Origin of the sequence: Xanthomonas nasturtii (assembly GCF_023337365.3) — a bacterium.
Classification (GTDB): domain Bacteria; phylum Pseudomonadota; class Gammaproteobacteria; order Xanthomonadales; family Xanthomonadaceae; genus Xanthomonas; species Xanthomonas nasturtii.
Genome location: NZ_CP142084.2, coordinates 668494 through 693815, shown reverse-complemented (window position 1 = coordinate 693815; position 25322 = coordinate 668494). Strand labels below are relative to the sequence as shown.

Below are 25322 nucleotides of genomic sequence, written 5' to 3'. Positions count from 1 at the left end.
AATCCTGGAGCGCTCAGCGCTTGCCCATGGCAGCGTCATAGCGGGTGTTGACCTGGTTCCAGTTGACCACCGGCCACCATGCCTTGATGTAGTCGGCGCGCTTGTTCTGGTAATGCAGGTAGTAGGCGTGCTCCCAGACATCCAGCGCCAGCAGCGGAGTGCCGCGCTCGGCGACCACATCCATCAAGGGGTTGTCCTGGTTGGGCGTGGTGGTGATGGCAAGCGATCCATCCGGCTTGAGGATCAGCCAGGCCCAGCCCGATCCGAACAGCTTGGTAGCCGCCTCGGCGAACTTGGTCTGGAATGCCTCCTGGGAACCGTAGGTCTGCACGAGTTTGGCTTTCAGCGCAGGCGACGGGCTGCCGCCTTTGCCCACGGGCGCCATCAGCGTCCAGAACAGGCTGTGGTTGTAGTGACCACCCGCGTTGTTGCGCACCGCAGCGTCATACCGCGACACGCTGGCCTGGAGATCTTCCAATGCGGTGGTGGCCAAGGCGGGATAATCCTTCAGCTTGGCATTGAGATTGTCCACGTAGGCCTTGTGATGCCGATCGTGGTGGATTTCCATCGTGCCGGCATCGATCGCCGGTTCGAGAGCGTCGTTGGCATAAGGCAGCGCGGGCAACGAGAACGGCGCCTGCGCGGGCTCTGTCGCGAATGCCGTGCCGGCAGTGACCAGCAATGCGGTCGCAAACAGGGACGTAAGGGCGAGTCGTTTCATGATTTCTTCCTCAACAATGTGGGAGCGACGCTCCCGGAAATGCCCGACGAGCGGGCGATGCGGATACGTGCGGCGCGTCAGTCCAGCCATCGGAACAGCCGTGATCGTGGTCGGATCCATCGATCGAACGCCCAGACGACCAGAAGCGACACGAACAGCAGCGGCAGCGCGATGGCCGTGGCGATGGCCATGGCGAGTAGCCAGCCAGGCGGCGTGCTGCGATCTGATCCGGGCGCACCGATGCGGCCCGCCGGCTTGCGACGCCACCACATCACCAGCCCGGATGTGCAGAGCACGACGATGCCGACGCAGGCGAACAGCATGACCACTTGATTTGCACGACCGAAGTAATTGCCCATGTGCAGCTGCACGCCCATTTCGATGGCCTGGGCAACGACGCCGTAATCGTCGAAGCCTGCACGAACGAGCAGTTCGCCCCGCTCGTCGAAGTGGTAAGTCACCTGCCCTTGGGGTCTGTCCGGATAGGTGTAGACCATCAGCGCACCGCCTTGCGTACTGGGCAGGAAGACCCGCAGCGGATCGGTCGTGCCTGCGTCGCGGACATGGGCGATGGCGCGCTCCAGGCCTGCTTCGGTCCAGTAACGTGTCGTGCCCGGCCTAGAGGTCGCGTGGTTAGCGTGATGGGAGTGCGCGGGGTCCGAGGCTGCTTCGGCGGGTGGCATCGGCGCGTGCTGCAACGTCCAGGGCACGTCGTTGAACCTGGTCCCGACTGTTGGCGCAGTCGGCGCAACATAACGTCGATAGACCGGTGGGTAGCCGGCGCCGATCGCCTCGGCGCCGCTGCGCACCCAGCCACCCCAGAACGATGCCCAGGGAAGACCGGTGAAGATCAGGAAGAGCACCAGCAACGAAATCCACAGCCCCGTCGCTGCATGCAGCGACTTCCAGAATGCCCGTCCCTTGGCGCGCACGTTCGGGACCACACCATGCCACCAGGCATCTCCCTGCCCGCGTGGCCAGCCCAGATACAGCCCGCTCAGAATGAGCAACACCGCCCAGCAGGCCGCCAGCTCGATCAGGTAGCTGCCTGGCGTGCCGAGCATCAACGATCCATGGAGACGGTCCGCAAGCCCCACCAGGGTGCGCGAGGGCACAAGCGTCCCTTGCACCTGAGCATTGCCTGGATTGACGAAGGCGATCTGGGAGGGGGCGTTGGCAACGTCCAGATAGACCTGCGCGGACCGTTGGGGATCGGCGGGAACATCGATCCGTGTTGCGGTGCTTCCCGGAACATGTGCCTGCGCCGCAGTGATCATGTGCCCAAGCGAGGCTCGCTCTTTCCAGGGTGCCGGGGTGAAGCGCAGCTCCGGGTAGATCGCATCGTTCAACTCATCGTTGAACAGGTAGATCGCACCGGTGACCGCCAGCATGAGCAAAAACGGCGCGACGAACAGGCCGGCGTACAAATGCCAACGCCAGAAGAGACGGTGCCGGTTCCGCCTGCCAGCCTCGGCAAGCTGGACCTCCGCAGCGCCGGAAGGGATCTTTCGGACCATGTCAGAAGCGCGTGCGCAAGGTCAGCTCGACGCTGCGGGGCGCGCCAAGGTAGATGTGGGTGGACGGATAACCGGAATAGGTTCCGTAGAGTTCGTCCGACAGATTGCGCACACGCAGCACCGCCGATACCCGCTGCCAGTCGTAGCCCACCCACGCATCGAAAGTCGCATAGCCGCGCACATGGATCGTGTTGGCGTTATCGGTATAGAAGCCGCCGACGTTGCGAGCGGATGCCCCGATCGAAAGCGGTACGCCCAGGAAGCGGTAGCTTGCGGCCAGCGAAGCGGTGCCGTTGGGAACATTGATGGGCCGGTTGCCGCTGCGGTCGGCGCCACCGGCCTCCAGCAGCCGGTCGTAGCGCGCGGTGCCGTAAGCGGCGGCCAGGTCCAATCGAAGGCCTCGCGTGAGCAGGGCTTGAACAGAGAGTTCCACACCTTGAGAGGACTGCTCGCCGCCCTGGACGCTGATGCTGGGGTTGGTTGGATCGCGGGTAAGGATATTGTCGCGCTCGATCCTGTAAGCGGCTGCGGTCAGCTCCACGCGCTTGTCCCACGCACTGGCCTTCACTCCGGCTTCGAGCGATTTCCCCTTGCTGAGGTCGAATACGCCGGCGGCCGGTCGCATGGTCAGCAAGGTGGAAACGGGACTCACCGCAGTGGCGTATTGCCCGTAGACCTGCACGTCCGGCGTCAGGTCGAAGACCGTGCCAATGCGCCAGGAGAAGGGGCTGTAGTCGGGACGAAACGACTCCGAACTACCGGTGTTCAGATCACGGATGTCGCGCGATAGCGTGATCTTCTCGATGCGCGCACCCGTGAGCAGGATCCAGCGGTCTGTCAGGTTGAGCGCGTTCTCTGCGAACGCCGCGGAAGTGCGCAGGCGAGAGTCGAAGATCACGTTGTTGCCTGGCCCAGGGAAGTTGGCCGCCGATCCGTCCGGGAAGACGCCGAGCGCCGGATTGATCGGCGAAACCGGCGTGGTCACACCGGTCTGTCGCGGATTGTGGAAATCGGTGTCGTTGTGCTCCAGCCCGGCAGTGAACCGGTTGCGATGCCCGCGGACCTGGCCGTCGAACGCCAGCGCAAGCCGCTCATTCCAGACCCGCTGATCGTGCTGGATCCGCTCGGCGGTGCGGGAGAATCGCCCGCTCGCACGGTTGTAGATCCAGTTGTCGGAATAGAAGAAGTCCCGATCCGCCTGATACCAGCTCAGGTCGTTTTGCAGCGTCCAGTTCTTGCCGAGCGGAAGCTCCACACGCCAGCGCAGCAAGTCGCTGTTGGCCCCGGTTGTCGCGCCCAACGGGTTGTAGTTGAGGTGGCGTGTGGCCTTGTCCACGACAAATCCATTCGTGCTTCGAACGACGTGGCTCGGCGATCTGGCGACATCTGCGGGCACCATGGGCGAGCCCTGATAGGTGCCCGTGCTGTCGTCCTCGGCATGCTCGAAGGAAAACAGCATCGACACCCCCGTGCCGGGGCGCCACAACAGGCTGCCGCCGACTGTCAGCAGATCGGTCTGGTTGTTGTCGATGTCATCCAGGCTGTCTGAGCGCAAGCGGCTGACGAAACCGCGAACGGCGACCGTTTCCGACAGTGGCTTGTTGACGTCGAAGCCGGCACGCCAGGTGTTGAAACTGCCGACGCCCAGCATGCCTTCCATGGAGGGCGCTCCCAGTTGCGGCTTGCGACTCACCAGGTTGATGGCCCCGCCCAGGGCGCCTTCGCCATACAGCACGGATGCCGGGCCACGCAGCACCTCGACCCGCTCCAGACCGAAGGTATCCAGGTTGCGCGTGACGATTGTCGAAGCGCCCAGACGCACGCCGTCGTGCAGGACAGAAACCGTGTTGCCGCTGAACCCACGCATGGTGACCACGGCCGGGTTGCCCGGCACATTGCCGACCATGGCGCCGGCGACCATGTCGAACACCTCGCTGGTCGTGCGTGCGCCCCGCGTGGCGATGTCGTTCTGATCGATGACTTGCAGCGAGGCTGGCGTCTCGCGCTGCGACAGGCCCAAGCGGCTGCCGACCACCGCAGGTGCATCCAGCCGGCGCTGGCGCTGTCCTTGCACATTCAACGTATCCAGCGTCGTGGCCTCGGCAGGTGGCTGCTGGTTACTGGTCTGGGCATACGTTGCGGGTACGCAAAATCCGCTGATGGACAACAGCAGCACACCGTGCCGAGGCAACGTGCCGGATGCGAACTGGGAGATCGTCATTGAAGAACCTTCGATACGGGATGCTGTGAGGCGCTGTCATGGGGTGAGCAAGCGCGATCGGACAAAGGACGCTCAATCGGGCACAGCATCGAACTGCCGCGACCACGCAGGGTCGAGACAAGCAAAAGAGCCGGCAGTGCGCCGGGCGTTAGAGGTGCAGGGCAGCGCTTGCATGCGCGCTAGCCTCACGGTGATCGGGAGGCAAGACAGACGTGCATTGACGGATAGGCGCACTGCGCCTCAGGTCAGCTGGATCAGCAGATCAGAGCGGTCGGCGGACCGCGAGCGCCAAGCGTTCCTAAGGCAGGAACACGCCGTGTATCGACGAGGCCGAGCAGGGCGCGCAATACCGCAGGCCAAGTCGTCAGCAAAAGGAGCAAGGCCACCAGCAGGCCGATCATCCGCGCGGCCATCAGACAGTATTCGCAGTCCACGCCCATCTCATGCTCGGCGTGGGGGGCGGAGGGCTTCAACGGCGTGGTAGCGCCCCTGTCTGATGGATCCGGCGTCACTGCCATTGCGTGGTCCCTGCCCTGCCCCATGTCATGGTGCATGTGATGCGCACTGGCAAGCTGGAGCGTGGAAGACTGAGCTTTCGGTTGGTGCGCTGCATGAGCATCGAGTGCATGCATTGAATCCGGCGTCGGGTGCGCAATCGTTCGGCTAACCAGCGGTGCCACCACTATCAGGAGCATTGCGAGCCATGCCCAGGTGTTGAAACAGCGGTAGAAGACAGGCGCATGCATAGCAACGAGTCTAAGGCATGCAGAGAGTGTCGGGGCGCGATACCTCGACATGGTCGCTGTGCGACCGTCTGTCGCATGCCCTGCCCTGCGGACGAACTTTGATGCAGTAGCAAATCCAGAAGACGCGTTCTTACCCGTGACAGGCGGCCGTCGAACAGCGCAAAAACGGGCCCATAGGAACACGGCGATTACGTGTGCAGAGCTGGAAGCCATGCTGGCTGTCTACGACCGCCTTATCCGAGCGAGGCTACGACCACGGAGGCCTCCGGCTGGATGATGGATGTCCGTGGTCAGGCTACTGGGATTCCGCCGTCGACGGTGATAACGACTGCAATATGCGTCTGAGAACAAGCGGCCGTACAACCTCGCAATTTGGCTGTGCTCCTCAGGCCTGGCGGGCGAGGAATGGATCTGACTTACAAAAGTTATGATATAACGTTTTAATTAATACAATGAAAGGTGCTGCGTTGCGTTCTCAATCGTCAGTCGCAATTGGTGTGATGTCCACGGCACTGCTTGTTTCTACTCCAGCGTTTTCTCAAGAGGTGTCGTCTGGATCAGCAGCGTCGATAGACAAGAACTTTGAGGCAATCGTTGTCGGGAGCCGCTTCCGCGGTCGCACAATGCTCGAGTCTCCGACACCGGTGGATTTGGTTTCCCGTGAAGAACTTGAGCGCAGCGGGAGAGTGGACCTGCTGCAGATGCTCAAGAGTGAAGTGCCGAGTTTCAACATCCCGCGTCCCATCGCATCGGGGGCTGGCGATTACCTGATGCCGCCTTCGCTACGTGGCCTGGGGCCGGGCGAAGTGCTGGTGCTGATCAATGGCAAGCGCCGCCATACCTCGGCCGATCTCAACGCGAGCAACGGCATCGGCCGCGGCGACATCTCGATCGACTTCAATGCCATTCCTTCGCTGGCGCTGTCTCGCGTCGAAGTGCTGCGCGATGGCGCGGCGGCCCAATACGGCTCGGATGCGATTTCCGGGGTCATCAACCTGAGCCTGGACCGTTCGCTGCAGAACACGGCGCACACGACCTACCAGACCACTGCGCAAGGCGATGGCGACACCTATGAGGTAGCTGCCGGTACCGGGTTTCGGATCGGCACCGAAGGCGTGCTGCGCGTGACAGCGGCAATCCAGGACATTGGTGCCGCCGATCGATCGCGCCCGGACACTCGTCAACAGTACTTCGGCACAACTGCCACTGGCGCGTTGGTGACGCCATCCGGCAACTTCGGGTCCGGCATCGGCCTGACGCGCTCCAATGGAACGCTCGACCCGCGCGAGGCACGCTTCGACCGCGATGGCGCCGCGTTCCTGGGCACACAGCCCAGCACCAATCGTCAGCTGTTCTACAACCTGGTGATGCCGGTGTCCGATGCGGTGGAGCTGTATTCGTTCGGCGGCCACAACCGACTGGATGGCGACATTACCTTCTTCTTCAGGCGCGCAGGACAGGACGAGACCGTTCGTGCGGTCTATCCCGATGGCTACAGTCCGACGCTGGATACCGCCATCGACAACACTTCGATCGCTGCAGGGCTACGCGGGCATGACCTGGCCGGATTCGGCTGGGATCTTTCGACGGTTTACGGCAACAACACGCAGGATCTGACCTATGACAACAGCATCAATGTATCGCTAGGCACCCAGTCGCCGACGCGCTTTTACCGCAACGGCGCCGAGTTCGATCAATGGACCACGAATCTGGATCTGAATCGTGAGATCGCCCTGGGGCATGCAAATCCATTGCGTCTGGCGCTAGGTGCGGAATACCGCTACGAGAGGTACCGTCTGTTCAGCGGCGCCGAGGAAGGCTACATCAACGGTGGCGTCCCGATCCTGGACGGCCCGAATATCGGTCGCCCGTCGATCCCTGGGGCGCAGCCCGGTCCCAGCAACGGGCCGGACGACACTGCGGACCTTGACCGACGCAGCCAGGCTGTCTACGCCGAGGCGGAACATTCGCCGAACGATCGCCTGCTGTTGAACGCTGCCGCGCGCCACGAACACTATTCCGACTTCGGCGAAACCACCAATTTCAAGGTGGCCGCCCGCCTGGAACTCAATGCGCTAATGGCGCTGCGTGGGTCATACAACACCGGTTTTCGGGCACCGGCATTGGCGCAATCCGGCTACAACGCCTCCAACACGCTGATACTCAATGGCTCGCAGGCGATCGTGCGGGTGGCCGCAGTGGATACGCCAGCCGCGCGCCTGGCCGGCGCCTCCGACCTGAAGCCGGAGACCTCCCACAACGTGTCATTGGGCATGGTCTTTCACGACGGCAACTGGTCCGCATCGTTGGACGCCTACCAAATCGAGCTACGCGATCGCATCGCGATTTCCTCGACGTTTCAGGATGCCCGCATCACCAACTATCTAGCCGCCAATGGCCAATCCGGCTTTGCTGCGATCTCATTCCTGACCAATGCGGTCGATACGACCACCCGCGGTCTGGACCTGGTGGTCAACTACCGACGCATCTTCGAAGAGGGCTCTGTTCTGACCGGCACGTTCGCTGGCAACTACAACAAGACCGAATTCGATCAGATTGCCGGGACCCCCGCACCGATCGCTGCGTTAGGCATTACGACGCCACTGTTCGACTTGACCCAGCAGCTGCGCTACTCCGACAGCCTGCCGCGGGACAAGCTGATGTTCAATCTGAACTACACACATGGGCGCTTCACGGCCAACATGACCAATACGCGCTACGGCAAGGTTTCCACGGTTGCGATGACGGCCAGGAACGCAGCACAGGTGGCCGCGCTGACACCTGGCTACGACACCCGCCTGGTCGCCGCCTCTGCGAGCACCTACGATGTGATTCAAACGTTTTCTCCGAAGATCATCACCGACCTTGAGCTGTCGGCACAGGTAACGCCCGCACTGCGTGTCAGCCTCGGCGCACAGAATCTGTTCGATATCTATCCTGACGAAAATATTGCCTCCACGGTGGCAAGCGTCGCGGCGGGCAGCAACGGTTCGGATAACGCAGGGATGCATCCTTACAATGCAACATCACCCTTCGGCTTCAGCGGACGCACCGTGTTCATGCGCGCCGCCCTGACGTTTTGATTGAGCTGCTTGGTGATGGCAAGTCGAGGCAATCACCTGGCATCACACAAGACGTCTTCGTCGATGGAGCACGGGGTCACAAGACGTGCCACAAGCATGGCAGCTGCGGGGCGTCAGCAGCAGCTGACACGACGCTATAGTGATTTGATCAACATTTGGCGATAGAGGGTCACATGCGAGAACGCAGAGATTTCTTGAAATTTTCCGCTTCGCTCGCCGTTTCATCGGTGCTCTCCGAAACGGGAGCTACCGGCATTCCCTTCGGCATCCCCCGGTCGCCTAAACCGCCGGATGAGCTCGCCGCTGATGAAACGTACTGGAGCAAGATTCGAGCACTGTATGCAGAGCAGGACGACATCATCAACCTTGAGCACGGCTACTGGGGCAAGATGTCGATGCAGGTGGAGGCAGCTCTTGCTCGGCATACGCATAGAGTCAACAAGGAACTCTCCTGGTACGCCCGTCGTGCATACGATGCAGACTTTCTGAATTCACGCAGGCTGGTTGCGGATGCGCTCGGCGTCAACGTCCACGAAGTCATGCTCACGCGCAATGCGACCGAATCCTTCATCAACCTGATCACGCAGTACGACAGGCTGACACCAGGCGACAGCATTCTTTGGGCGGACGCCGACTACCCGGAGTTCAAACGCATGATGGCGTGGTTGAGCAAATCACGCCGCGTCGGCGGTCACAAGCTCGACCTGCCAAGCACCGGTAGCGACGAAGATTATCTCCAGGCGTATGCGCAGGCGTTCGATGCGCACCCACGGCTCAGGCTGGTCCTTCTGACCCACGTCAGCAATCAGCACGGTCTCGTCCTGCCGATCCGACAGATCGCCGCCATGGCCAGGCAACGCGGGATCGACGTCATTTGCGATTGCGCCCAATCCTGGGGGCTGCTGGACTTTACGCTCGACACGCTCGATGTCGATTGGGCGGTCTTCAACCTGCATAAATGGATTGGATCGCCGGTCGGCGTTGGCGCGCTCTACATGCGGCAAGGCACACTTGGTGCAGTGAAGCCATTTCCTGGAGAAGAGGAAGGCGATGCGGATGTTGCAAACCGCGTGCACTTGGCGACATCGGACTTTGCGGCCTTCATGACCGTTCCCGATGCACTGGCCTTTCATCAGGCAGTGGGAGGCGCCAACAAGCAAGCGCGCTTGAAGTATCTGCGCAATGTCTGGGTATCGCGCCTGGGTGCATCAGATGCAGTGGAAATCCTTGGTGCTGCAGACGCCAGCAACGCATCGGGCATGGGCGGATTTCGCCTGAAAGGACAGAGCTCGAAAGCAGCGGTTAGCGCGCTGCAGGCGTCCTTGCAGAATGAATTCGGCATTTTCACTGTTGTGCGGAGTGACCTAGCCAGCGGTTCGTGTATTCGTGTAACTCCGCAGATTTTTACACCCGCTAATCATCTGTTGGCACTAGCCGATGCTGTAACGATGATTGCTGCGCGTGCCTAATTACCGGATTGCGCATACAGTCAATTACGAAATCTAAACGATGTCGGGATTGACTGTGGAATCGTTCACACCGGCCGGGCTGGATAAAGGCATTTCACAGCTCCCGCACATGCCCGTCAGCGCTTTTTTGCCACAGGCTGCGTGTGCGCATGCGCGGTCATCGTTTCCCGCCACATTCCGCTTTACGTTGTCAGCGTTTGCCGCATCACCCGTAGAAAAGGCTATGGCACCGTATTCCCAGTACAGACTGGTGCCATAGCGCTTGCTCCAGTTCCACTCAGGATTTGGCGAGCGGGCAGCCCGCTGCAATCTCCCGCATGGTCATCGCAACGCCGTCCTTGGGCGGCGCAACCGCAACGCTGTCTGCCGGCAACGACTCGCCCTATTCGCACAGCGCCTCGAACACACCGCGCCGCCCCTCGCCCAGCCGCGTAAGCGTATACACCACACGGGGCGGCGTCTGCGCATAGGCGGTCCGCACAACCAGCCCGGAGGCTCCGAACTGCCTCAGGCGACTGGTCAACGTCTGCGCGCTGATGCCCTGCACTGCCTGCCTGAGTTCAGTGAAGCGGCGCGGGCCCGCAAGCAGTTCGCGCACAATCAGCGATGCTCGTGGTCCCTCCAACAGTTGAAAAAACGGGCCACCACACAGCACGAAGCGTTCGATGTTTCCATTGGCTATCCGATTCTGCGATTGAACGGCGCTAAAGCCGCGTTGCACGCCGTAGTGCCGGCGTACGCGATCTCACGGGCGCCGACTAGTGCATATGCTGCGCATGTGAATCCGCATCAGGTGCAGACACGCCCATCGGACGAACCGCAAAGTGCACCTCTACGCGCGGCGCATGCTCAAACACCAGCGTGGCCACGACAGGCTTGCCCTCTTCGAAGGGCGCGTGCGGCGCAATGAACATCAAATGCATGCCGCCCGGGCCGAGCACCACCGGCTCGCCCGGCGGCAAGACCAACCCCTGCTCCAGATGGCGCATCTTCATCACGCCCGCCTCCATGCGCATTTCGTGGATCTCCACGTGCGCACTGGCCGGCGACTCTACCGCCACCAGGCGATCGGGCGTTGCCGACTGATTACGCAACGTGAGGTAGCCGCCCGCCACCGGCGCACCCGGCGGCGTTGCGCGCGACCACGCATCGCTCGCCACCACCGCAGCTGCTGCAGCGGGCGCTGCGGTCGCAGTGGGCGTTACGGCGGCAGGCGCCGGGCTGGATTCGGGCGCGGGCGCGCGCTCGCACGCTACCAGCGTCAAGGCAGACAACGTAGCCATCATCAGCATATGCAGTTTCATGTTTTTCTCCTTGGGTCGAGCGATGCGTGCGCCGCAGCGTCTGGCTTATCGTCATCGACGTTAATGTTCGGGAAGCCGGCAGATCGCCGTTACTTAAGTGCGAGGACTTGCCGGATATCGTGCACAACCGAGTCCACGCTTTGTTCGTGCGCAAGGCCCACGCGCAGCTGTCCTTCGCGATCGAAGAGAAAACTGCGCGTAGAGTGGTCGATGGTATAGGTCGGCCCCATCGGTACCTTCGCGTAGCTCACTTTCAGATTGCCCGCCGCCACCCGGATATCGCCCTCGCTACCGGTCAAGCCGATGAAGTCCGGATCGAATGCTTTCACGTAGGTCCTGAGCACATTCGGCTTATCCCGTTGCGGGTCCAGCGTGGCGAACGCGAACTGCACCTGCGCGGCATCCGCACCCAGCTTGCGCTTGACCTGCGCCGCACGTGCCAGCGTGGTCGGGCACACGTCCGGGCAATGGGTAAAGCCGAAGAACAGCACCAGCGCCTTGCCACGGAAACTGCGTAACGGCCGAGGCGCGCCCTCGGTGTCGTAGAGATAAAAGTCCATGCCGCGCGCCATCGGGCTGAGGTCCGCCCCATTGGGAGCGAACCCGCCACCCCCTTGCCCGCACCCGGCCAACATGCCGAGCAGGCACATCAGCATCAGCTGCGGCAGTCGTCGCTTCCATCTACATCGCATCGTTCGCATCGTGATTTCCTTCCATCCACTGCGAGCGACCTGCTCTCTGCCGCTCTGGCCTACGCCATGTCGTACCAAACACGCGGTAATCGCCAAGCTTGCCGCGCGCATCAATGCCGCGCCTCGCATCGATGACCGTGCAGCTGTTCGCCCACCGCCCGGTCGCATCGTTGCGGATGCGATGCGGCATTGGCCGGTGCCGTTCGAGGCGGAAGTTGCGATTCGTCTGCAGTCAGCCTGTGCATCTGCACAGGGGTGAACAGCGCCAGCGTTGGCAACAGTGTCACAAGCGCAAGGCACGGGGTCGCTGCCGCGTGGGGCGGCAAAACAAAATACGTCATCTAGCTGCTCCAAAACATCCAGAAGCACACCCGTTCGCGGGTGCAGCGCAACAACCGACGTTTCAGGCAACCAGTGGCGGCCCACGTGGTGCATGCGCCCACCAGCGCGCAGCCACAGGACCAGCAGCGGCACGACGCGCGGCCGCGAGCCGGTCGCGAACCGGTGCAAACAGCAGGCACGCCATCAGCAACAACGGCAGCAGCCGCGTGGCGAGCAGACAGTACTCGCAGGCCACTGCATTGCCGCCACCGGCGTTGTGCAGCCTGTGTTCGGTACTCAGCTCCTGGTGAGCTGCGCCAGCCTGCGCGCCTGCCAACCGCTGCATGGCGTAAATATTACCGCCATCGGTCTCTGGCGCGTCGCCAACCTGCCAGGGCTGGCTGTGGCAAACAGGCGCGTCCAGGAAGCGCGATGTGTCTGCGAGCGTGCGGCTCACCAAGGGCGCGCATAGCAACAGCAGCGCCGCCAAACAGGCCAGGCGCTGCATCAGGCTGAACACGGGCGAGGGAAGAAAGCGCACCGACAAATTGTACTGAAAAAACCGCAGGCCACCTGCGACCCTTCGTCGCAGCCCGACGCCCGGGTTCGCGGCGCGCGCGTTGCATGCACTGCGCGCCGCGTCCGGTCCAGGCACCACCGGCGCAGCGCGCTCGCGCCGAACACATCGCAACGCGCGCGCCGCGCTTTCATCAACCCTGCAGATACTCCTGCGTGGAGAGCACCGCCGCATAGCCGAACTGAAACGCTGCCATCATCGCCGCATGCACGTGCGCCGCAGGCACGCTGGTGCCAGCGAACTGCAGATCCATCGTGGCGCAGGCATCGTGCAGCACCGTCACCGTATAGCCCATGTCCGCGGCAGCGCGCACGCAGGCATCCACACACATGTGGCTCATCGCACCGACGATCGTCACCTGCGTTACGCCGCGCTGCTGCAGCTGCTGCTGAAGCGATGTGTCACGGAAGGCGTTGACATGCTGCTTGACGATGACCATCTCGCCGTCCTGCGGCATGAGCGCATCGCGGATCTGCGCGCCGTGCGAGCCGGCGACAAAAAACGGCGCATCCGCACCCGCCTCATGACGCACATGAAACACCGGTACACTTGTGCGGCGCGCATCGGCAATCACCGCCAGCGCGTTTTCTGCGGCTGGTTCGATGCCAGTCAGTGGCAGTTTCCCGCCAGGAAAATAATCGTTCTGCAGGTCGATGACGATGACGGCCTTGGTCATGATGTTCTCGCGTGGGATGTCATCGGAAAGCATGCGCCGGCGCGCTCATCGCGACGAGTGGCGCCACCGACATCACCGGGCCGAGAGCGACATCTCATCGCTGCCGCGTGTGTCCGGCGGGCGTACCCGGCCACAAAAGGTGGTCAACGGCTCAAGGCAGTCAGCCACCGAGCGCACCTGCAAACCGCCGCCGATAGTCGCTGGGCGATAGCCCGAGAATGCGCTTGAACACCTTGCGAAACGCCGCCGCGTCCTGATAGCCGACCTCCCACGCAATCGCGTCGATGGTCATTGCATGCGCTTCCAGCAGCGTACGCGCCCGGCCGATCCGCAGCCGCTGGCCATAGTCCGTGCTGGTCATGCCGGTTGCCTTCTGGAACCGGCGCAGAAAGGTGCGCGCCTCCAGCCCGGCCTGTGCGGCCAGGCTGGTCAACGCCACATCTCGCGCACCGGTCTCCTGCAGCCAGTGCTGCACCCGCAGGATCGCCGCGTCACCATGCGTCAGGCGCGGCGAAAACACGCTGTAGTAGCGCTGCTGTCGGCCCGGCGGGTCGACCAACAGCACCCGCGCGGTTTCCAGCATGACTGCCGGCCCCAACAGGCGATCCACCAGCCGCAGCCCAAGATCCGTCCACGACATCACGCCACCGGCGGTAATGACATCGCCCTGGTCGATGAGCAGTTCGTCCGGGTCCACCTGGACCGCCGGAAAGCGCTGCTGCAATGCTTCCGCATGCAGCCAATGCGTGGTCATGCGGCGTCCGTCCAGCACGCCGGTGCCGGCCAACAGAAACGCACCCGCGCACACCGAGCACAACACAGCGCCCTGGGCATGTTGCGCGCGCAGCCAGTCGATCAGGCAGGCATTGCGCGCCGCATCCGGCGCAGTGCCCAGGCTTGGCGGCAGGATCAACGCGCCCAGGCGCGTGTCGGCGTGCATGTCGTTCCCGAACACACGCAACGGTGCTGCGGCGGGCGCCGGCTGCTGCCAATGCGTAGCCCGGATCGTCGCGCCCGCCCCGTTCGCGCCCGAGAACCGGTTGGCCACCGCAAACAGGTCGGTCAGGCCAAGCACGGCCGCCTGCTGCGCACCCGCATACAGCACCACGCCGACCTCGATGCTTTGCCTGGATGTCATCTCGTTCTCCATGCCGACTTGCGTTCAGCAACGCGCCATTAGTGCAGTTGAAGTAATCGAAGCACGCCGCCGATGCTCCGGCTCCACAGCTTCCCCACATCACAAGAGTATGCCAGTGACCTACATCATCCATGGTGCCACCGGCGCACAAAGCGCGCCGCTACTCAATGTGCTGTCGCAGGCCGGCAAGCATGCCGTGGCCGCAGTACGCAACACCGATGCGGTCGCCGGGCCGTCGGTACAGGTCGATCATCGTTCCGTCCGATCGCTGACCGATGCCTATCGCGGCGCGCATGGCGTGTTCGTCCACCTGCCTCAAGCACCCGAGGACGTGCGCGTTGCCTACGCAAACAACATCGTCCAGGCCATCGACACCGCAAAGCCGGCGCGCGTTTTGATTTCCACCAGCGGCAGCATCGTCGATACACCGGGCAGCGCGCTGCAGGCAGCACCCGACTCGGCCATCGCCATCCTGATCGACGGCGTGCAACGCAGCGGCGGGTCGAGCGTTGTCATCGCACCGCGCCTGTATCTGGAAAACCTGCTGCTGCCCATGGTCATTGGCGGCGTGTATGGCGACGGCGTCCTTGGTTACCCGATCCGCGAAGAGTTCCCGGTGTCCTGGAGCTCGCATCTGGACGTCGCCGATGTCGCCGCGCAGCTGTTCGACCGGCCTGGCGTGACCGGCGTGGTCGGCGTCGGCCAATTACCTGGCCTGCTCGGCGCAGACCTCGCTGCCGCACTGGCCCATCATCTCAAGCGCGATGTCTGCTTCCAGAGCGTATTGCCAGCGGATTTCGGCAAGCAACTGGAGCCGCTGCTCGGCCCCGCGACAACGGCGGTGGCTGGTTTCTACCAAGCGTTGTGGCAAACGTCCGCCAACACCATCGACACAGCTGACCTACCCCCGATAGCAGGGCCATCAGTCGGTAGAGATTTCGACATCTTTCGGCGACCGGCATTGGCGTTCCGAACCAAAAGGCGCACCAGCGCCCATCGATCGATGCACGGCGCTTTTTTTATTGCCCGCATCGTCGCGGGTGCATGCCGGCCAGCTTTATGGCGGGCGGTGCGCGGGGGCCGCAAGGCCCACCGGTTCTGAGGTATCCCCACATTTCTTCCTGCAAGATCAAGCACTTGGTGTGCCAGGATGTGGAAGAAAGTGCGCGCATGGGGCACGCTTCAAGGTGACTAAGCCAAAGAAGAGTACCGACCATGCGCGCCAGCGAAGTATTGCAGAAATGCTTGTCTAACTCACTCTCCGGGATGCATGCATTACGCCAACGCAGCTTGCTGCGCGCGGTTGAAGCGCTAGTGCATGGAGGCCGGCTGACGTTGATCGACATCGCACGCGCGTGGCCAGGCGCGACGCGGGTACGTGCGCCCCTCAAGGCATGCGACCGCCTGCTGTGCAATCGCGCGTTGTACGCCGAGCGATCCGCCATCGAGCGGGACATGGCGCATTGGCTGTTGCGCGGCACGCAGCCGGTGATCATCATCGATTGGAGCGATCTGAAGCCGGACAAATCGTGGTGCCTGCTGCGTGCGGCCGTCCCGATCGGTGGGCGCACGCTCACCTTGCTGGACATGGTGGTTCCGGGAAAGCAACAAGGCTCTCCTGGCGCGGAGAAGCGTTTCTTGCAGCAACTGCGCGCATTGATTCCAGACGATGTGCGTCCGATCCTGGTCACTGATGCCGGCTTCCGCACGCCATGGTTTCGTGCGGTGTCGGCGATGGGCTGGGATTGGGTCGGGCGACTGCGCGGACACACGCAGGTCAAGCCGCAAGCCGTGCCCGATGATGTAACGCAATGGATCGATAGCCGGAACCTGCATGCATTGGCTTCCAACCGTGCAAACGAAGTAGTCGCCCCTGAAAAACCCCCTTCAAGCACCAAAGGTCAGCGGCGACCGGTGCGCCAGGCTCAAGGATGCCCCTGCCATCGCCTGCAACCAGGCACGCAAAAAGGCGATCCAGCGCATCAGCCAGCGCAGGTTGTAGCCGGCGGCGCAGCCGAGCACGTGCAGTGCATCGCCTTGGGCACCCTTTAGATAACAGCGATTCAAGCGGCAGTCCTGTTTCAGATGTCCAATCACCGGCTCCACCGCTTGCCGGCGTTTGATCCAGCTCCATTGCCGTCGTGTCAGCGTCTTGGCCTTGCCGCGATGCAGGATCTGCACGCCATTCGCCGTCGTAAGGATTGCCGGGAAAACTGCGCGCGCCCACGATCAAGCCTTTGCGCGCACTCACCGCAATGCCGACCTTGACGCCAAATTCGTAAGGTGTCCGTGCCTTGCCCTTGCTCATGCATTCCACTTCCGGCGCATGCAGGGCGTAGAGCTTTTGCTTGTCCTTGGGGCGTTGTGTCAACACCCGTTGTGCGCGTTCCAGCCAGACACTGATGCGCTCACGCACCAAGGGGTCCAGCTTGCGTTGCAGATCGCGTAATACGCGTCCCAGGAGCGTGCGTTGGCGTCGCAGCACCTTGTGCATGCGCTTGAACTGGCGCGCATGCGCATAGCGCCCGGCCTTGCGGCTCAAGACCGGGCCTTGCCGCGCATAGGTCTGTCGTAGTGCGATGCCGTGGCGCTTGGCCAGCAGCACCAGCTTCTTGCGCGCCACCTCCAGCAGCCGGCTGTCGGTGGGATGGGCGATCGCCTTTTCCTGCACGGTGGTGTCCACGATCACCCGCGACAACTCGCGTGCATCCACCGCCTTCATCGCATGCGCGGTGTTGATCGTGTGCGCCAATAGCTCTTCCATGCCCGCTTCGCCCAGACGCTGTCGCCAACGTGTCAGGGAACTGGGATCGCACGGCAAGCAGGTCTGGAATACCACCTCGCCGGTGAAGAACTGCCAGTACGGATTTTCCAGCCAGCGCGCGCATACGGCCTCGTCGGACAGGTCGTAGGCGTGCTTGAGGTAGAGCAGCCCGGCGATCAGACGCATCGGCAGGCCGGGCCGTCCGCCGCTGGCAGTTGTGGCCGGCAATCGTGGCGATAGCGCCTGCTCCAACACACTCCACGGCAGCCGATGGCTTAGTTGAACCAGTGGATGGCGCAGGTCGATCTGGTTTTCCAGACGCGAACGAAACAACTCATCGGCAGGTAAGTGATCGGCAGCGGGACGGCGTGTGCGCATGGGCGAAAACTGCCAGAAACCAGTGCGTACATTAACGAAAACTGGCAGTTCCAGCACGTCGAAAATGCGGGGAAAGCCCTGCAATGGATGTGGTTTGGGGGTTTTTCAGGGGCGACGAATTAGTCGCCCCTGAAAAATCCCCTTCAAGCACCAAAGGTCAGCGGCGACCGGTGCACCAGGCTCAAGGATGCCCCTGCCATCGCCTGCAACCAGGCACGCAAAAAGGCGATCCAGCGCATCAGCCAGCGCAGGTTGTAGCCGGCGGCGCAGCCGAGCACGTGTAGTGCATCGCCTTGGGCACCCTTTAGATAACAGCGATTCAAGCGGCAGTCCTGTTTCAGATGTCCAATCACCGGCTCCACCGCTTGCCGGCGTTTGATCCAGCTCCATTGCCGTCGTGTCAGCGTCTTGGCCTTGCCGCGATGCAGGATCTGCACGCCATCTACCTCACGTCCGCGATACCCCAGGTCCACGATCGCTACCTGCGGGGTTACATTCACATCCTGCAGCAACCCACGCGTCTGCTCCAGCTGCTCGGCCAACGTATCGCCGTCGTAAGGATTGCCGGGAAAACTGCGCGCGCCCACGATCAAGCCTTTGCGCGCACTCACCGCAATGCCGACCTTGACGCCAAATTCGTAAGGTGTCCGTGCCTTGCCCTTGCTCATGCATTCCACTTCCGGCGCATGCAGGGCGTAGAGCTTTTGCTTGTCCTTGGGGCGTTGTGTCAACACCCGTTGTGCGCGTTCCAGCCAGACACTGATGCGCTCACGCACCAAGGGGTCCAGCTTGCGTTGCAGATCGCGTAATACGCGTCCCAGGAGCGTGCGTTGGCGTCGCAGCACCTTGTGCATGCGCTTGAACTGGCGCGCATGCGCATAGCGCCCGGCCTTGCGGCTCAAGACCGGGCCTTGCCGCGCATAGGTCTGTCGTAGTGCGATGCCGTGGCGCTTGGCCAGCAGCACCAGCTTCTTGCGCGCCACCTCCAGCAGCCGGCTGTCGGTGGGATGGGCGATCGCCTTTTCCTGCACGGTGGTGTCCACGATCACCCGCGACAACTCGCGTGCATCCACCGCCTTCATCGCATGCGCGGTGTTGATCGTGTGCGCCAATAGCTCTTCCATGCCCGCTTCGCCCAGACGCTGTCGCCAACGTGTCAGGGAACTGGGATCGCACGGCAAGCAGGTCTGGAATACCACCTCGCCGGTGAAGAACTGCCAGTACGGATTTTCCAGCCAGCGCGCGCATACGGCCTCGTCGGACAGGTCGTAGGCGTGCTTGAGGTAGAGCAGCCCGGCGATCAGACGCATCGGCAGGCCGGGCCGTCCGCCGCTGGCAGTTGTGGCCGGCAATCGTGGCGATAGCGCCTGCTCCAACACACTCCACGGCAGCCGATGGCTTAGTTGAACCAGTGGATGGCGCAGGTCGATCTGGTTTTCCAGACGCGAACGAAACAACTCATCGGCAGGTAAGTGATCGGCAGCGGGACGGCGTGTGCGCATGGGCGAAAACTGCCAGAAACCAGTGCGTACATTAACGAAAACTGGCAGTTCCAGCACGTCGAAAATGCGGGGAAAGCCCTGCAATGGATGTGGTTTGGGGGTTTTTCAGGGGCGACGAATTAGTCGCCCCTGAAAAATCCCCTTCAAGCACCAAAGGTCAGCGGCGACCGGTGCACCAGGCTCAAGGATGCCCCTGCCATCGCCTGCAACCAGGCACGCAAAAAGGCGATCCAGCGCATCAGCCAGCGCAGGTTGTAGCCGGCGGCGCAGCCGAGCACGTGTAGTGCATCGCCTTGGGCACCCTTTAGATAACAGCGATTCAAGCGGCAGTCCTGTTTCAGATGTCCAATCACCGGCTCCACCGCTTGCCGGCGTTTGATCCAGCTCCATTGCCGTCGTGTCAGCGTCTTGGCCTTGCCGCGATGCAGGATCTGCACGCCATCTACCTCACGTCCGCGATACCCCAGGTCCACGATCGCTACCTGCGGGGTTACATTCACATCCTGCAGCAACCCACGCGTCTGCTCCAGCTGCTCGGCCAACGTATCGCCGTCGTAAGGATTGCCGGGAAAACTGCGCGCGCCCACGATCAAGCCTTTGCGCGCACTCACCGCAATGCCGACCTTGACGCCAAATTCGTAAGGTGTCCGTGCCTTGCCCTTGCTCATGCATTCCACTTCCGGCGCATGCAGGGCGTAGAGCTTTTGCTTGTCCTTGGGGCGTTGTGTCAACACCCGTTGTGCGCGTTCCAGCCAGACACTGATGCGCTCACGCACCAAGGGGTCCAGCTTGCGTTGCAGATCGCGTAATACGCGTCCCAGGAGCGTGCGTTGGCGTCGCAGCACCTTGTGCATGCGCTTGAACTGGCGCGCATGCGCATAGCGCCCGGCCTTGCGGCTCAAGACCGGGCCTTGCCGCGCATAGGTCTGTCGTAGTGCGATGCCGTGGCGCTTGGCCAGCAGCACCAGCTTCTTGCGCGCCACCTCCAGCAGCCGGCTGTCGGTGGGATGGGCGATCGCCTTTTCCTGCACGGTGGTGTCCACGATCACCCGCGACAACTCGCGTGCATCCACCGCCTTCATCGCATGCGCGGTGTTGATCGTGTGCGCCAATAGCTCTTCCATGCCCGCTTCGCCCAGACGCTGTCGCCAACGTGTCAGGGAACTGGGATCGCACGGCAAGCAGGTCTGGAATACCACCTCGCCGGTGAAGAACTGCCAGTACGGATTTTCCAGCCAGCGCGCGCATACGGCCTCGTCGGACAGGTCGTAGGCGTGCTTGAGGTAGAGCAGCCCGGCGATCAGACGCATCGGCAGGCCGGGCCGTCCGCCGCTGGCAGTTGTGGCCGGCAATCGTGGCGATAGCGCCTGCTCCAACACACTCCACGGCAGCCGATGGCTTAGTTGAACCAGTGGATGGCGCAGGTCGATCTGGTTTTCCAGACGCGAACGAAACAACTCATCGGCAGGTAAGTGATCGGCAGCGGGACGGCGTGTGCGCATGGGCGAAAACTGCCAGAAACCAGTGCGTACATTAACGAAAACTGGCAGTTCCAGCACGTCGAAAATGCGGGGAAAGCCCTGCAATGGATGTGGTTTGGGGGTTTTTCAGGGGCGACGAATTACCACCGATGCAGATCAATCGCAGCGATCCACTCAATTGCCGCCTGGTGCTCTATGCCAAAGCACGAAAAGGGCGTCAGCACCGCAACCGGCGCTCACCTGCCAACGTCTCGCGTGCATCATCGAGCCTGAAAGCAGCAGCGCGTGAGCGCGAGCCGTGGTTGATCGTTGCATCACCGCAGTTGCACGCACCCAGCGCAACGCAGTTGGTCAACCTGTACGCACGGCGGATACAGATCGAGCTGGCATTTCGTGATCTGAAATCGCACCGCTACGGCCAGGCAATGGAAGACAGCTTGACCCGGCCCGGTGAGCGCCTGCAGATCCTGTTGTTACTCCATACGCTGGCCACCTTCGCCAGTTGGCTGGCAGGACTGGGATGCGAAGCCACCGGCATCGCGCAGTGGCTGTCGCCGCGCAACAGCACCCGCAAGCTCTATTCGACACTGCGTGTCGGCCGCGAGGCGTTGGTCAGGCGCTGGCCGATGGAACCGGTCTCACGCTGGCTAGAACGCTTACGCACACTGCCCGACGCAGTGCGCGAGCAGATGACGCTGATGCCGTAAAAACGTGGGGATACCTAAGAACCTGACCCCGTTATTCGGCACTGGATTAAGGCGAGTCGACACCCTTTCGCCCCCCTTCTGCCACTAATCAAAAAGCTCAATCATCCATACGCCCGTCCGCAGGATCCGAATCAATCGCAGTCCGACTCGGCGTCATGGATGTTGGCAAAGTTACACCAACCTTCTTCATGAATTTATTCTCAATCGAGCTAATAAAATCGAGACGCTTCTGTAGAAACTTATCGTGTTCTCCTGCTCTCAGCAAAGAAATCGTACTTGGATCTATTGCATGACTTAGCAGAACCTCATCTCGGACACTTTCATCGAGCTCCAAAATCCAATTTTTGGCTTGCCCACGTATAGCAGGCGCTACATCTAAGACCCTATTAGCAGGACTGCGTTGCAGATCTGCGCTCTGAACTGTGTAACAAACTTTGGACATGGACTCGGATCCTCTCTCAACGAGGAACGCAGTTGCCTCTTCTAGGCTAATCAACTCACCACTCGGTCTTTTCGGGCCATGCCCTAATAGAACACAAAGCGTTGCCCTCACTCTAGCGCTACGCATATCAAAACGCTGAGGAACTGCCAAAGCCGCTTCTGAAACGTCCATGTGCTTCAGCGTCACTGGTGACTCAGTACCCGACACATCGTCGCGCATCTCATCTACCAACCTTCGCATCAACGCCGCATTGCCTGAACTGAACCACCCGGTAAATGATGATGCCCAGAACCATTTGGTCAAAAACTTGCGTTGATCATCAGTAAATTTCTTGTTTCGGCCAAAAAAAGCGGATAGCGCAACCAGCTGCATGCTGTATGGCAGCATCCTTGTGTTTGCCACCCCAATTTCCTTCAAGAAAGCAACAGCCGCCTCCAATCCTCTGGAGGCCTCTATCACGGCATCAGGTAGTTGTGTTCTGACTTCTTGCTTTACCTGATCACCTAACCTGGTCCAATCAGTCCTATACAGATCCAGGTTGGCAGCCGTCAACACGGCGCGAAGTACAACCTCTCTGTCAACTTCGCCAAACCCAGCCCTCACCAATTTAGATTGAACAAGATCAATCTCAGCCGCAAGATGAAACCGTGTTGAATCACTTTCTCTGTAAGTCAGGGCAGAAAACATCTCATCCTGACCAATACTCCGCCCCTTTTTATTAAGTCGGGAGAAGCTTTCCACTGCAACACTTAAGCTGTTCGTCTTAATCTCTACCAAGGGTATCCGATAGCTTTGTATGGCACGAGCCACTTCCTGTGCTCTTGCCGCCCAAATTAAAGCCTCCTCTTTAGACGCAGACGAAGAAAGCAACTTCTGAACTTGGGAAAATAGTTTGACAGTATCAAGAAGTGATGGGACCGGCAGATAATTTACAGGAACAGGATCGTTGTCTCGTATATGCGTAAACGCATTTGCTTGCGCGTCAAAAAAAAGACGCCACCTGCTAGGGTCTTCATCGAAACCCGCATCCCATTGTGCCTCGTCAGCTAGTAAGACACCAACAAGAGTAGTGAGCCTTTGCTGTCCATCAAGTACAAGCCAAGTCTCCCCCTTATATTCGGGCAAAAGTAGGGGTCCGATGTTTGGGCGACTGCTAGGTATGGGCTGCGCGCCCCACAAGAACAATGTTCCTATTGGATACTGACGCGCAATCGAGTCAAAAAGGTCCACAATATCTTGCCTACGCCATACGTACTCGCGCTGAAACTTAGGCACACGTAATCTACCCTCCTTTGCCCTCTTTAATAAATCTATAAGATGGATAACTTGCGGTGTGATTTCTGGGACAAAGTCAGCGGCATCCATATGATCTCAGAGCTCAATAGAAAATAAATTCATAATATCATCAAACTCCCCGGAGCCATCCCTAGCTTGCAAGCCTGCTGCTGTAATTGCGTCCAAGTATTCTCGGTACACTGTAAGCATCAGCCTTGGTCTTTTTGGAAAAAGCCTTTCCTTTAGAAGATGCAGGTGCGCAATCTCTGTCGCAGAATAAAATCCCGCTTTCACTACAGACTCCCGCTCAGCATCGCTCATCCCGTCTTTGATAGGAAAATGATCTCGCTGCAAAGCAGTTCGTTCAAGGAGCGCCAAAAATCTCGGCTTATGAGACAAGTTTCCATGAAATTCGCTAGCTGCGATGAACACCTCGTCTGGTATGTAGTTCTCAGCCGTTCTTTTATTTAGGACGTGAAATCTTATGTTAGAAGATACACAAAGCTTTTTTATCTCATCGATCGAATTTTGGCTAGAATTATTCGGATCAAGAGGCCAGCGATTGTCAGAATCACATATAACAATAAGCCTAAGAGCCTTATTAATATTAACTTCGGAGAGAATGCGTGAAATCCGCTGAGGCATTGCATTAACCCCGCCGGCTGTAGTTATCTCAATGCCCGCCGGCGTAGCTTTAAAAGCGAAATCCCACAATTCACGCATTTCCAAGGAAGCCAACTTATTTATCATTATCTCAATAAGAACACCATCGGCCTCGCGATCTTCAACTAAAAGTGTAAGCGGGGTATAAGCAATCTTTCTCGCCTCAATCACCGCATCCGGAGAATCAATGACTACATCCCCAAGATGCGTGCGACGCGAACCTCTGTGGGTCGGAATCCGAGACGCCGCACCAAGGAGAAATCTCTGTCTGCCAGGCCTGGCCTTCAAGTAAAACTCAGACTCTTTAAGCCTGTCAGCTCCCTTTATCTCAATCCTATGCACTCCGTCCTCAACTCGATCAATGATCTGATCTAGTAGCCTGAGAGTTAAATCATCTGCATTGAAAACATCTTCCGTGACTATAAGATTCATTCAGCCCCCCCCCCCCTCCAGCGCCGATTTTCCGTTGAGCCCGACGAATTGCGGATACTTCAGCAAAATCTTCTTCGAACACCCCATCGGGCCACCAATCCATCTCACCATTTTCGTCGAGCTTTATCTCGCGCAACACACTACCTAGATCAGTAGGCTGCACAAAATATATTGCAACAGCTGAGGGGGGGATAGCCCCTTCAGCTATTCTGCGCTGAACCCTAAGAAGAATTCCTTCGGAGTTGGTCTCTACGATTGTTTGCCCTTTGGTCACTAAAGCAGTTTTTATAAATAAATCTGCTAAGGGCGCCTGCGCCGCGGGATGCAAATGAAGCTCTGGCTGTTCAATCACATCCAAGAAGTCTGAATTCTCAGCCTGTTGCCGCCATAACTGATGACACACCACCGGAAGCACTTGCTGCAACCCTTCTCCTGCCTGGGCGAGATTTGTAGAAACCTTTGATTGATTGGTGATGCGCAAACTAAAACTCGAGCTATCTTTTTGAAGCCCGAGCCGCCAACCATCCAACTGGTTCTCGTACCAAAAGCCGACTTGCTCTGCCAAGACCGAGTTTTCTCTAAGTAGAAGAGGAACATTTCGGCCTGAAGTGTCGAAACCTGCAAAAGGCCCATTCGAATAGTTCATCAAAATCGAAGATCGAACTGGTCCTATATGAACCATCTCATCCAATACTTTTGCTGCGGACTTGCGCCAATCATCCCATATCGATGTGCGAGGTAGAAAATTTAGCGGGGAATTATTCTCCAAATCTCCCGCAATTTGATACTCGAGATTCTCTGGGGAAACCATTTTATACGACCAAAATTTAGGTGGACTTTCGGCCGAAAGCGCACCTGCGACAAATAATGTGACGTCGAGCTCAAGAATTTGATCGCCACGCATTGCACGAACCGAGAAGCGGGGCTTACTAAAGAAATTACCCCCAAAAGCTATATCGAGAAAATTGTGCCCGTATACTTGCCCTCTTACTTCTAAGGGCAAGACAAGCTCATCCTTGCACTCTAATGCGCCCAAAAGCAGTATGGGTAGTCGAGCGACCGTACTTTTCCCACTATTGTTCTTGCCTAACAAGAGAGTTAACGGCGCTAAACGCAATGCGTGCGCCGTCTCCCCATCTCTTTGAGAGCCAAAGGCTTTGTAACTGTCGAAACCTATTTCTTCAATTTTCATTATCGACAGGCCTTTGTGCAC

Annotated in this window: 18 protein-coding genes and 3 pseudogenes; 5 read left to right on the top strand and 16 right to left on the bottom strand. The window is 60.0% G+C overall.

Going from position 1 to position 25322, the window contains the following annotated elements:
• Window positions 1–13 precede the first annotated feature (13 nt).
• The 4 genes from M3O59_RS02965 to M3O59_RS02950 all read right to left on the bottom strand — a co-directional run bounded on the left by M3O59_RS02965 (window position 14) and on the right by M3O59_RS02950 (window position 5154).
• Entirely contained in the window at window positions 14–721 is a 708-nt protein-coding gene (locus M3O59_RS02965) for a superoxide dismutase (protein WP_116906630.1), read from the bottom strand.
• A gap of 77 nt (window positions 722–798) precedes the next feature.
• Window positions 799–2238: a PepSY-associated TM helix domain-containing protein gene (locus M3O59_RS02960; RefSeq protein ID WP_116906631.1), complete on the bottom strand. Its 1440-nt coding sequence runs from the start codon at window positions 2236–2238 to the stop codon at window positions 799–801.
• A gap of 1 nt (window position 2239) precedes the next feature.
• Entirely contained in the window at window positions 2240–4459 is a 2220-nt protein-coding gene (locus tag M3O59_RS02955) for a TonB-dependent receptor (protein ID WP_064634495.1), read from the bottom strand.
• Window positions 4460–4713: 254 nt separating this feature from the next.
• Window positions 4714–5154, bottom strand: coding sequence for a hypothetical protein (locus M3O59_RS02950; protein ID WP_064634500.1), 441 nt, complete (start codon window positions 5152–5154; stop codon window positions 4714–4716).
• 551 nt (window positions 5155–5705) lie between these two features.
• On the opposite strand from M3O59_RS02950, the gene M3O59_RS02945 reads away from it, so the two are divergent.
• Complete coding sequence (locus tag M3O59_RS02945; protein WP_064634496.1) at window positions 5706–8288, top strand: TonB-dependent receptor plug domain-containing protein; 2583 nt, start codon at window positions 5706–5708, stop codon at window positions 8286–8288.
• 194 nt (window positions 8289–8482) lie between these two features.
• Window positions 8483–9757 (top strand): aminotransferase class V-fold PLP-dependent enzyme, encoded by a 1275-nt coding sequence (locus tag M3O59_RS02940; protein WP_249047118.1) that lies wholly within the window; start codon window positions 8483–8485, stop codon window positions 9755–9757.
• Window positions 9758–10139: 382 nt separating this feature from the next.
• On the opposite strand, the gene M3O59_RS02935 is transcribed toward M3O59_RS02940, so the two are convergent.
• From M3O59_RS02935 to M3O59_RS02910, 6 genes are all read right to left on the bottom strand, one after another.
• On the bottom strand, window positions 10140–10478 hold the full coding sequence (locus tag M3O59_RS02935; RefSeq protein ID WP_239687030.1) for a winged helix-turn-helix transcriptional regulator: 339 nt from the start codon (window positions 10476–10478) through the stop codon (window positions 10140–10142).
• A gap of 37 nt (window positions 10479–10515) precedes the next feature.
• Complete coding sequence (locus M3O59_RS02930; RefSeq protein ID WP_116906632.1) at window positions 10516–11061, bottom strand: copper chaperone PCu(A)C; 546 nt, start codon at window positions 11059–11061, stop codon at window positions 10516–10518.
• Window positions 11062–11150: 89 nt separating this feature from the next.
• On the bottom strand, window positions 11151–11762 hold the full coding sequence (locus M3O59_RS02925) for an SCO family protein (RefSeq protein WP_330462271.1): 612 nt from the start codon (window positions 11760–11762) through the stop codon (window positions 11151–11153).
• Between the two features lie 394 nt (window positions 11763–12156).
• Window positions 12157–12615: a DUF2946 family protein gene (locus M3O59_RS02920; protein WP_181920644.1), complete on the bottom strand. Its 459-nt coding sequence runs from the start codon at window positions 12613–12615 to the stop codon at window positions 12157–12159.
• A gap of 169 nt (window positions 12616–12784) precedes the next feature.
• Window positions 12785–13327 (bottom strand): cysteine hydrolase family protein, encoded by a 543-nt coding sequence (locus M3O59_RS02915; RefSeq protein WP_116906635.1) that lies wholly within the window; start codon window positions 13325–13327, stop codon window positions 12785–12787.
• Window positions 13328–13487: 160 nt separating this feature from the next.
• Entirely contained in the window at window positions 13488–14465 is a 978-nt protein-coding gene (locus tag M3O59_RS02910; protein WP_064634505.1) for a GlxA family transcriptional regulator, read from the bottom strand.
• A 115-nt stretch (window positions 14466–14580) separates the two neighbouring features.
• Between M3O59_RS02910 and M3O59_RS02905 the strand changes: the two genes are divergently transcribed.
• Window positions 14581–15567 carry an NmrA family NAD(P)-binding protein gene (locus M3O59_RS02905; protein ID WP_116906639.1) on the top strand — a complete coding sequence of 329 codons (987 nt, stop codon included), beginning with the start codon at window positions 14581–14583 and terminating at the stop codon, window positions 15565–15567.
• A gap of 113 nt (window positions 15568–15680) precedes the next feature.
• Window positions 15681–16331: pseudogene (locus M3O59_RS02900) on the top strand (IS4 family transposase); the annotation flags it as partial.
• 21 nt (window positions 16332–16352) lie between these two features.
• On the opposite strand, the pseudogene M3O59_RS02895 reads toward M3O59_RS02900, so the two are convergent.
• The 3 genes and pseudogenes from M3O59_RS02895 to M3O59_RS02885 all read right to left on the bottom strand — a co-directional run bounded on the left by M3O59_RS02895 (window position 16353) and on the right by M3O59_RS02885 (window position 20611).
• A pseudogene (locus M3O59_RS02895) lies at window positions 16353–17607 on the bottom strand (IS5 family transposase).
• 143 nt (window positions 17608–17750) lie between these two features.
• Window positions 17751–19109, bottom strand: coding sequence for an IS5 family transposase (locus M3O59_RS02890; RefSeq protein WP_330462269.1), 1359 nt, complete (start codon window positions 19107–19109; stop codon window positions 17751–17753).
• A gap of 143 nt (window positions 19110–19252) precedes the next feature.
• Window positions 19253–20611: an IS5 family transposase gene (locus M3O59_RS02885; protein ID WP_330462269.1), complete on the bottom strand. Its 1359-nt coding sequence runs from the start codon at window positions 20609–20611 to the stop codon at window positions 19253–19255.
• Between the two features lie 107 nt (window positions 20612–20718).
• Here M3O59_RS02885 and M3O59_RS02880 point away from each other — a divergent pair.
• Window positions 20719–21297 (top strand): annotated as a pseudogene (locus tag M3O59_RS02880) (transposase); the annotation flags it as partial.
• A 97-nt stretch (window positions 21298–21394) separates the two neighbouring features.
• Here M3O59_RS02880 and M3O59_RS02875 read toward each other — a convergent pair.
• Genes M3O59_RS02875 through M3O59_RS02865 form a run of 3 tightly spaced genes read right to left on the bottom strand, consistent with a single transcriptional unit; the run spans window position 21395 to window position 25301 of the window.
• Window positions 21395–23104, bottom strand: coding sequence for a DUF262 domain-containing protein (locus M3O59_RS02875; protein WP_116906959.1), 1710 nt, complete (start codon window positions 23102–23104; stop codon window positions 21395–21397).
• Between the two features lie 6 nt (window positions 23105–23110).
• Window positions 23111–24109, bottom strand: a complete 999-nt coding sequence (locus M3O59_RS02870; RefSeq protein WP_147308602.1) for a hypothetical protein — start codon at window positions 24107–24109, stop codon at window positions 23111–23113.
• On the bottom strand, window positions 24069–25301 hold the full coding sequence (locus M3O59_RS02865) for an AAA family ATPase (RefSeq protein WP_249047185.1): 1233 nt from the start codon (window positions 25299–25301) through the stop codon (window positions 24069–24071). Before M3O59_RS02865 ends, M3O59_RS02870 begins: the two co-directional genes overlap by 41 nt.
• Window positions 25302–25322 lie beyond the last annotated feature (21 nt).

Coding starts and splice junctions, on each gene's coding strand:
- M3O59_RS02910 (WP_064634505.1), bottom strand. CDS start 14,465: ATGACATCCAGGCAAAGCATCGAGGTCGGCGTGGTGCTGTATGCGGGT.
- M3O59_RS02945 (WP_064634496.1), top strand. CDS start 5,706: ATGTCCACGGCACTGCTTGTTTCTACTCCAGCGTTTTCTCAAGAGGTG.
- M3O59_RS02875 (WP_116906959.1), bottom strand. CDS start 23,104: ATGGATGCCGCTGACTTTGTCCCAGAAATCACACCGCAAGTTATCCAT.
- M3O59_RS02865 (WP_249047185.1), bottom strand. CDS start 25,301: ATGAAAATTGAAGAAATAGGTTTCGACAGTTACAAAGCCTTTGGCTCT.
- M3O59_RS02885 (WP_330462269.1), bottom strand. CDS start 20,611: ATGCGCACACGCCGTCCCGCTGCCGATCACTTACCTGCCGATGAGTTG.
- M3O59_RS02870 (WP_147308602.1), bottom strand. CDS start 24,109: ATGAATCTTATAGTCACGGAAGATGTTTTCAATGCAGATGATTTAACT.
- M3O59_RS02925 (WP_330462271.1), bottom strand. CDS start 11,762: ATGCGAACGATGCGATGTAGATGGAAGCGACGACTGCCGCAGCTGATG.
- M3O59_RS02890 (WP_330462269.1), bottom strand. CDS start 19,109: ATGCGCACACGCCGTCCCGCTGCCGATCACTTACCTGCCGATGAGTTG.
- M3O59_RS02930 (WP_116906632.1), bottom strand. CDS start 11,061: ATGAAACTGCATATGCTGATGATGGCTACGTTGTCTGCCTTGACGCTG.
- M3O59_RS02960 (WP_116906631.1), bottom strand. CDS start 2,238: ATGGTCCGAAAGATCCCTTCCGGCGCTGCGGAGGTCCAGCTTGCCGAG.
- M3O59_RS02915 (WP_116906635.1), bottom strand. CDS start 13,327: ATGACCAAGGCCGTCATCGTCATCGACCTGCAGAACGATTATTTTCCT.
- M3O59_RS02965 (WP_116906630.1), bottom strand. CDS start 721: ATGAAACGACTCGCCCTTACGTCCCTGTTTGCGACCGCATTGCTGGTC.
- M3O59_RS02950 (WP_064634500.1), bottom strand. CDS start 5,154: ATGCTCCTGATAGTGGTGGCACCGCTGGTTAGCCGAACGATTGCGCAC.
- M3O59_RS02955 (WP_064634495.1), bottom strand. CDS start 4,459: ATGACGATCTCCCAGTTCGCATCCGGCACGTTGCCTCGGCACGGTGTG.